Consider the following 6858-nt stretch of genomic DNA (forward strand, 5'->3'; position numbering starts at 1 on the left):
ACCGCCAGCGCCCAAGTCTTAAGGTCCGATCCTCTGACCGGCCGGGTCAGGATGACGTTGGCCGCCTCGTAGAGCGCGGTTCGCACACCCACATCGCCGATCTTCGAGATGCGGCCGCTATAATCGGTCTCGCCCGATTGATATTTCTTCGGGGTCAATCCGAAATGCGGCCCCACCGCTCGTGATGATCGGAATCGCTCCGGCGCATCGACGGCCGCCACAAATGTCAGTGCCACCAGGACGCCAACGCCTGGCGTCGTCATCAACCGACGGGCTTTTTCGTCGTCACGGGCGATGACACGCAACTTGCGTTCGAAACTGGCAAATTCGTCCGCAAGCCCGTCGCGCACCTTCAACAGCGACGCGGCAATCGCCTCCAAGGTCGGATGACCTTCGATTAATTCGCGGATCCGTCGACATCATTGCCGCCGTCAAACGCGGGCACCAAGTGTTGGAATCAATCCACTAGATCGCAGTTATTTCAGCAGATCTAGTACAACTGTCGCCATAGGTGCCGACCACGACGCACCTCAGACAAAAGCGCGTACCAGGCGCAGGTGCTGATAACGCCAGAGCCACTTCGCGCGCAGCTTGACGGTCAATACGGCGGCCGCAGGGTTGAATTGCAGACTGTTTCGATCGTAGGCGCCGCAGGTCGCGTGGCATTGACCGACGTCATCCGCTAGCGTGAGCGCCGCCCGGGGCGCGGAAGGCTGCACGCACGTGGCGCGTCTCGATCAGCTCGACGCAAAGACCTGCTTTCACCATCCCGGCATGGAGCCACTGCGACAAGGGGCCGGCCTCCAGACCAATTCGCTCCATCGCCACGCCGTGCGCGCCGAACCAGGCGATCAACGCATCGGGTTCGCTGGACCGGCCCTTCAAACCTGGCGGGCCGGGGTCCGCCCGTTACACCACCTTTTAGCCCAGAAGGTGAACCCAAGGCGACACGGTGCGTCAGCTTATCGGAGCACTGAACTTTCCGGGCTATCTCGTGCCTCTCCTGATTGCGGTCAAGCTCCTGGGCGTGATCGTGATCCTGTCGCGCGTCAGCGTCGCGCTGAGCGGTCTCGCCTATTCCGGCATGCTCTTTCACATGCTGCCCGACCTTATCGGCGCATCTGATTTCGGGGAGGCGGTTCCTGCCGTGGCTGGGCTGGTCGTGCTGGTCGCCTCGTTCATCACCCAGAACGCCGCACGGGCGAAGCCGTCGCCGCACTCGCCTACGCATGCAGCCGCCGGGGCTGTCCGGGCCTGAGATGCGGCCGACATCTATGCCTCCGGCGATCTGCGCCCTGACCCATCATGGGCGCGATGGCCACCCGAAGCGAGCGCATGACGCAATGCTCTTGAAACTGGGCCGACCTGATCCGGCATCGGTTGTTCGACATCGATCAGCGCAGGAACCGGCGGAAACGGCGCAGCGAGAAGTAGAAGAAAATCACGCCGATCGCAAAGAGTGCGGCGAGCTGGGGCCAGACAATGGAGATTCCGGCCCCGCGAAACAGGATCGCCTGGGCCAGGATCACGAAATGTGTATTGGGCGCTGCGAGCATCAAGTTCTGGATGATCTCAGGCATGCTTTCGCGCGGCGTCATGGCACCAGACAGGACCTGTAGCGGCAGCAGCACGAGCATGAGCAAAAGGCCGAACTGCGGCATCGAGCCGGCGATCGTCGCCAGGAAGATGCCCATGCAGGTGGTGGCGAACAGTTGCAGCGCCGTGCCTGCCAGAAAGAGCGCGAGCGATCCCTGGATCGGGACATTCAGGATACCCTGGACGACCCAGGCCAGCGACAGGGCGGAGGCGACCAGCACCACGAGCCCCATCGACCAGATCTTGCTGACCATGACCTCCGTCGGAGTGACGGGCATCACCAACAGATGTTCGATCGTGCCATGCTCGCGCTCGCGGATCAGCGCGGCGCCCGTCAGGACGATCGACAGCATGGTGATCGATGTGATCACGTTGGAAATGGGCATGAACCAGCTCTTGTCGAGTTGCGGATTGAACCGCGCGCGAAGGACGAGGTTGACCGGTAGCGCGGTCGCCCCCCGAAAGCGGTTGGTATATTCGTCGATTTCGCCGGAGACGATCGACTGCACGTAGCCGCCGCCGGTGAAAGCCTGCGACATGCGGGTGGCGTCGATGTTGAGCTGGATCGCCGGTGCCCTCTGCGCCAGGACGTCTCTCTGGAAGTTCGGCGGAATGTTCAGCGCAAAGGTGTCAAGGCCTGCGTCCATGCGCCTATCCATCTCCGACCGGTCGATCAGCCGCGGCACCGAGAAAAAAGGCGGATAGAACGCGGTGATGATACGCGACGAGATCGGCGAATCGTCCTCGTCGACGATCGCGATCGCGGCGCGGTTCAGCGTGTCAGGCGTCGCGTTCGATGCCGTGTAGATCGACAGCGAAAAGGAGTACACGATGAGGATCAAAAGCATCGGGTCGCGCGCCAGCCCCCGCAGTTCCTTGACACCCAGATGAAAGACGTTGGCGAGCCGCATCTCACGTCTCCTGCTTCTTGAGGAAGGCGGCTGCGAGGCAGAGCAGCACCGGCGCCGCGATAAGGAGCGGCACGAAAGAGGTGCGGAGATCGGCGAAATCGAGCCCCTTGGAAAAGGCGCCGCGCGAGATCGTAACGAAATGGGCCGTCGGGAAGATGTTGCCGACGAAGGCGCCAAAACCGCTGAGCGACGAAACCGGATCGATGAGGCCGGAATACTGGACGGCGGGAACCATCGTAATCAGCGCCGTGCCGAAAATGGCGGCGATCTGACTGTTGATGAAGGTTGAGATAACGAACCCCATGCTGGTCGTCACGATGACGTAGATCAGCGCCGCGGTCCCGAATGCCAGGAAGCTGCCGGTGAAGGGCACCCCGAAGGCAAAGATCGCGAAGGCGGTCAGCATCACCACGTTCAGTGCGGCAAGGATCACATAGGGGATCTGCTTTCCGACAAGGAACTCGAAGCGTGTCACCGGCGTGACGTAGAAATTGGTGATCGAGCCCAGTTCTTTCTCACGCACGACACTCAGCACAGTCAACATCGAGGGAATCATCAGGAGCAAGATCGGTATGACCGCCGGCACGATCGCAATCAGGCTCAAAACGTTGGGATTGTAGCGGTAGCGGACTTCGAGCTGGTAATCACCGACGATTGCCGCACTTCCATAGAGCTGGCGCGCCCTCTGCGTCAGCCAGGTCGAATGCATACCCTGAACGTAGCCGCGCACCGTCTCCGCGCGCGTCGGCATCGCGCCGTCGATCCAGGCGCTGATCTCGGCATTGTGGCCGCGCATCACGTCGCGGCCGAACCCCGGTGGAATCTCGATTGCAAGGCTCAGCTCCCCGTTGCGCATCCGCCGGTCCATGTCGTCGTAGCTGGTGATCGGCTGCTTTTCGACGAAGTAGCGTGAGCCGGAGACCTGGATGGCATAGTCGCGGCTGATCGATGTATCGTCGCGATCCAGCACGGCAAAGGAGAGGTTCTCGACGTCCATGTTGATGCCGTAGCCGATGACGAACATCAGGACGATGCTGCCGATGAGGGCTAGCGTGGCGCGGATGGGATCACGTTGGAGCTCCAGCGTCTCCCGCTTGGTATAGGCGAACATGCGGCCGAAATCGAAGAAACGGCTCGACCGCTCGTGCGCGGCAGCGGCCCTGTCGGCGATTTCGGGGGGCTGCGGAGCGCCCGAAACCTTTACATTCTGGTTATCGGTCTCTCCGATCGCATCCTCGAGATATTCGACGAAGGCCTGCTCCAGGGTATCAGCCTTGCGCATTCTGACGATATTCGCCGGTGTGTCGCTGACCAGTACCTTGCCCGCATGCATGAGCGAGATGCGGTCGCACAGCGCGGCCTCATTCATAAAATGGGTCGAGACGAAGATCGTGACGTTGTCCTTGCGAGAGAGGTCCGCGAGGATTTCCCAAAATCCGTCGCGCGCTACCGGATCGACGCCGGAGGTGGGTTCGTCGAGGATCAGGATTTCCGGCGAATGGACCATGGCCACGGCAAGCGACAAGCGCTGGCGGATGCCGAGCGGCAACGCATCCGGCAAGGTGTCCATCACGTCCACCAGTTCGAAGCGCTGCGCCACGTAGGAGATGCGGTCGCGAATGCGCTCCGGCGGCATCTGGAAAAGGCGTGCATGGAGTTCCAGGTTCTGCCGGACCGACAGCTCGGTATAGAGCGAGAAGGCCTGCGACATGTAGCCGATGCGCCGCCTGACGTCGATGTCGTTCGGGTCCGCCGCTCGGCCGAACAGGTGCGCCGTGCCTTCGCTGGCAGGCAGGAGGCCGGTCAACATCTTCATAGTCGTCGTCTTGCCGCATCCGTTCGAGCCAAGGAAGCCGAATATCTCGCCGCGCGGGATGCGGAAACTGACGTTGTCCACGGCAGTGAAATCTCCGAAGCGCATCGTCAGATGCTGGGCCTCGATCGCGATGTCCTCGGCGGCACCGCCGCCGCGCGGCGAGATGGTGACCTCGGTGTGACCGCGCCGCTTCTCCTCCGGCAGGAGAGCCACGAAGGCGGCGTCCAGATTGGAGGTATTCGTCCTTTCGAGTAGCTCTTTCGGCGTGCCCGTTGCGAGCACCTTGCCCGCGTCCATCGCCGCCAGCCAATCGAAGCGGGCTGCCTCCTCCATATAGGCAGTGGAAACGATCACGCTCATTCCTTCCCGCTCTTTGCGGATGTCGTCGATCAGCTCCCAGAACTGCCGGCGCGACAGGGGATCGACGCCGGTTGTCGGCTCGTCGAGGATCAGGAGGTCCGGGTCGTGGATCAATGCGCAGCACAGGCCGAGCTTTTGCTTCATGCCGCCGGAGAGCTTGCCGGCGGGGCGATTGGCGAAGGCGGCGAGCCCGGTGCTCCTAAGCAGCGTCGCGATGCGGGCCTTGCGCTCGCTTGCACTCTGGCCGAACAAGCCGCCGAAGAAATCAGCGTTCTCGAACACCGAGAGCGTCGGATAGAGATTCTTGCCAAGCCCCTGGGGCATGAAGGCGATGCGCGGTGAGGTCAGCCGTCGGTGCCGCGAGTCGGCGATATCACCGCCGAGTACCTCGATACGACCTTCCTGCATCGCATGTGCACCGGCGATCAGAGACAACAGGCTCGACTTGCCCACGCCGTCCGGGCCGATCAGACCGACCATGCAGCCGGCTGGAATATCGAGCGTGATTGCGTCGAGCGCGCGTGTTCTGCGATAGGACAGGCCGACATCCTGCAGTCGCGCCACGAAGCCTTCGGTTGGCTCTGCCTTCCCGGCAAGTGCACTCATTGCACCAGGTTTCCAAGCCAGGCGGGCCACTGGGCGTCGGACGCGACCTTCACGTAGGCCATCCCGGGAAGGCCGGTTTTCACCTGCTCGACATATCTCCGTAGCAGATCCGGCTCGATCCGCGCCCTGACGCGGAACATCAGCTTCAGCCGTTCGTCCTGCGTTTCGACGGTCCTCGGCGTGAACTGAGCCACGCTGGCGACAAAGGTCGCCTTGGCCGGAACCACATATTGCGGAATGGCGTCGAGCACGAGGCGAACCTCGCTGCCGAGCGCCACCCGTCCAGCCTGCTCCGTCGGGAGGAAGAAGGTCATATATACGTCGCTGAGGTCGACGAGGTTGAGGACACGCCCGCCGGCGGACAGCACCTCCCCGGGCTGCGCGACGCGGAATTGAACGCGGCCGGTACGCGGCGACCTGAGCACACTGTCGTCCAGATCGGCATCGATGCTCTCGATCTCGGCCTGGGCCGCGTCCACTGCGGCTTTGGCATCGATTACCTGGGCCTCCGCCGAACTTATCGCAGCCTCTACCGCCGCCTGCTGCGCCTTGGCCGCGGCAACGGTCGCCACCGCAGCCTGGTAGTGGGCACGATCGTCGTCCAGTATTTGCTGCGAGACGGTGTTCGTCCTTCGCAACTGCTCGGAACGGTCCCTGCGCGTCTGCGCGGCATCAAGCTCGGCCTGACGCTGCGCAATCACCGCATTCGCCGCCTCAAACTGCGCCTTTTGCTGTTTGACAAGACTGTTGGCCGTCTCGACGCTGATCTTCGCGCGCGCCAGTTCTGCCTGCGCCTGGCGCCGTCTCGCTTCCAGGCGCACCGTGTCCATCCGCGCCAATATTTGGCCTTCCTCGACGAAATCGCCCTCGTATACGAGGATCTCGACGATCCGCCCGGCGGTCTTGGTCGAGATGTCGATTTCCGTCGCCTCGATACGCCCATTGCCGTTCACGATCCCGGCGGGCGGCGCCGAGCCGGTCAGGTTCGCCCAGACATAGTAGGCCCCGACAGCGACGGCGGCGACTACGGCTGCGATGATCCAACCCTTCCTCGTCATAGATCGAGATCCTTCACATTTGCCCATGAGAGGGAGCGCCGCGGGAAGCCAGCGCCCCTGATCTCCCGTCCATGCCTTCCAAGACACGGCCAGCCTCAGACAAGCGCTTGCAAACGCTACACAACATGCGAGCTTGTGGACGGAAACTAGTCTCGTCGCCTAAGTAATTGTAAAGTACCCGGCCGAATGGCAACGTCACGTCGGCGAAGAAATGGTGGGCTCCGACCACGGGGCGTACAATCGGCAACCGGGGCATTGACGTGCGGAATGAGCTGCAGTCGGCCGGGGCCGACCCACGAACCCTTTACCACGATATCCGTGAGGTTGTAGCAAACAAGCTGACATAGCGCCGACTTGCCGTCGACGCCGGGGATCAGCTTCAAGTTCACCTGCGTCTTGGCGACCGTCGCGGTCGCAAGTGGCATCGAGGGCAGGTCGAGGACATCTTCGATGTGAGGCGCTCGCGGGTACCATCATTGCCAAGCAGCGGGCGCTTGCGCTGTCAGGCGGC

The 6858-nt window shown here is 62.5% G+C and carries 4 protein-coding genes and 2 pseudogenes; 1 reads left to right on the forward strand and 5 read right to left on the reverse strand.

Translation table 11 applies throughout. The annotated features are described in order from the left end of the window. Positions 1-885, reverse strand: a pseudogene (locus ILFOPFJJ_RS36780) (transposase); the annotation flags it as partial. 67 nt (positions 886-952) lie between these two features. Between ILFOPFJJ_RS36780 and ILFOPFJJ_RS20885 the strand changes: the two are divergent. Further along, positions 953-1258, forward strand: a complete 306-nt coding sequence (locus ILFOPFJJ_RS20885; protein ID WP_173512458.1) for a DoxX family protein — start codon at positions 953-955, stop codon at positions 1256-1258. A gap of 136 nt (positions 1259-1394) precedes the next feature. Here ILFOPFJJ_RS20885 and ILFOPFJJ_RS20890 read toward each other — a convergent pair whose 3' ends face one another. From ILFOPFJJ_RS20890 to ILFOPFJJ_RS35160, 4 genes and pseudogenes are all read right to left on the reverse strand, one after another. Continuing rightward, complete coding sequence (locus ILFOPFJJ_RS20890) at positions 1395-2507, reverse strand: ABC transporter permease (RefSeq protein ID WP_173512459.1); 1113 nt, start codon at positions 2505-2507, stop codon at positions 1395-1397. Position 2508: 1 nt separating this feature from the next. Further along, on the reverse strand, positions 2509-5289 hold the full coding sequence (gene rbbA / locus ILFOPFJJ_RS20895; protein ID WP_173512460.1) for a ribosome-associated ATPase/putative transporter RbbA: 2781 nt from the start codon (positions 5287-5289) through the stop codon (positions 2509-2511). Then, entirely contained in the window at positions 5286-6347 is a 1062-nt protein-coding gene (locus ILFOPFJJ_RS20900; protein ID WP_173512461.1) for an HlyD family secretion protein, read from the reverse strand. Before ILFOPFJJ_RS20900 ends, rbbA begins: the two co-directional genes overlap by 4 nt. Positions 6348-6507: 160 nt before the next feature. Further along, positions 6508-6757, reverse strand: a pseudogene (locus ILFOPFJJ_RS35160) (acetoacetate decarboxylase family protein); the annotation flags it as partial. Positions 6758-6858 lie beyond the last annotated feature (101 nt).

This window comes from Sinorhizobium psoraleae (genome assembly GCF_013283645.1).
GTDB lineage: Bacteria > Pseudomonadota > Alphaproteobacteria > Rhizobiales > Rhizobiaceae > Sinorhizobium > Sinorhizobium psoraleae.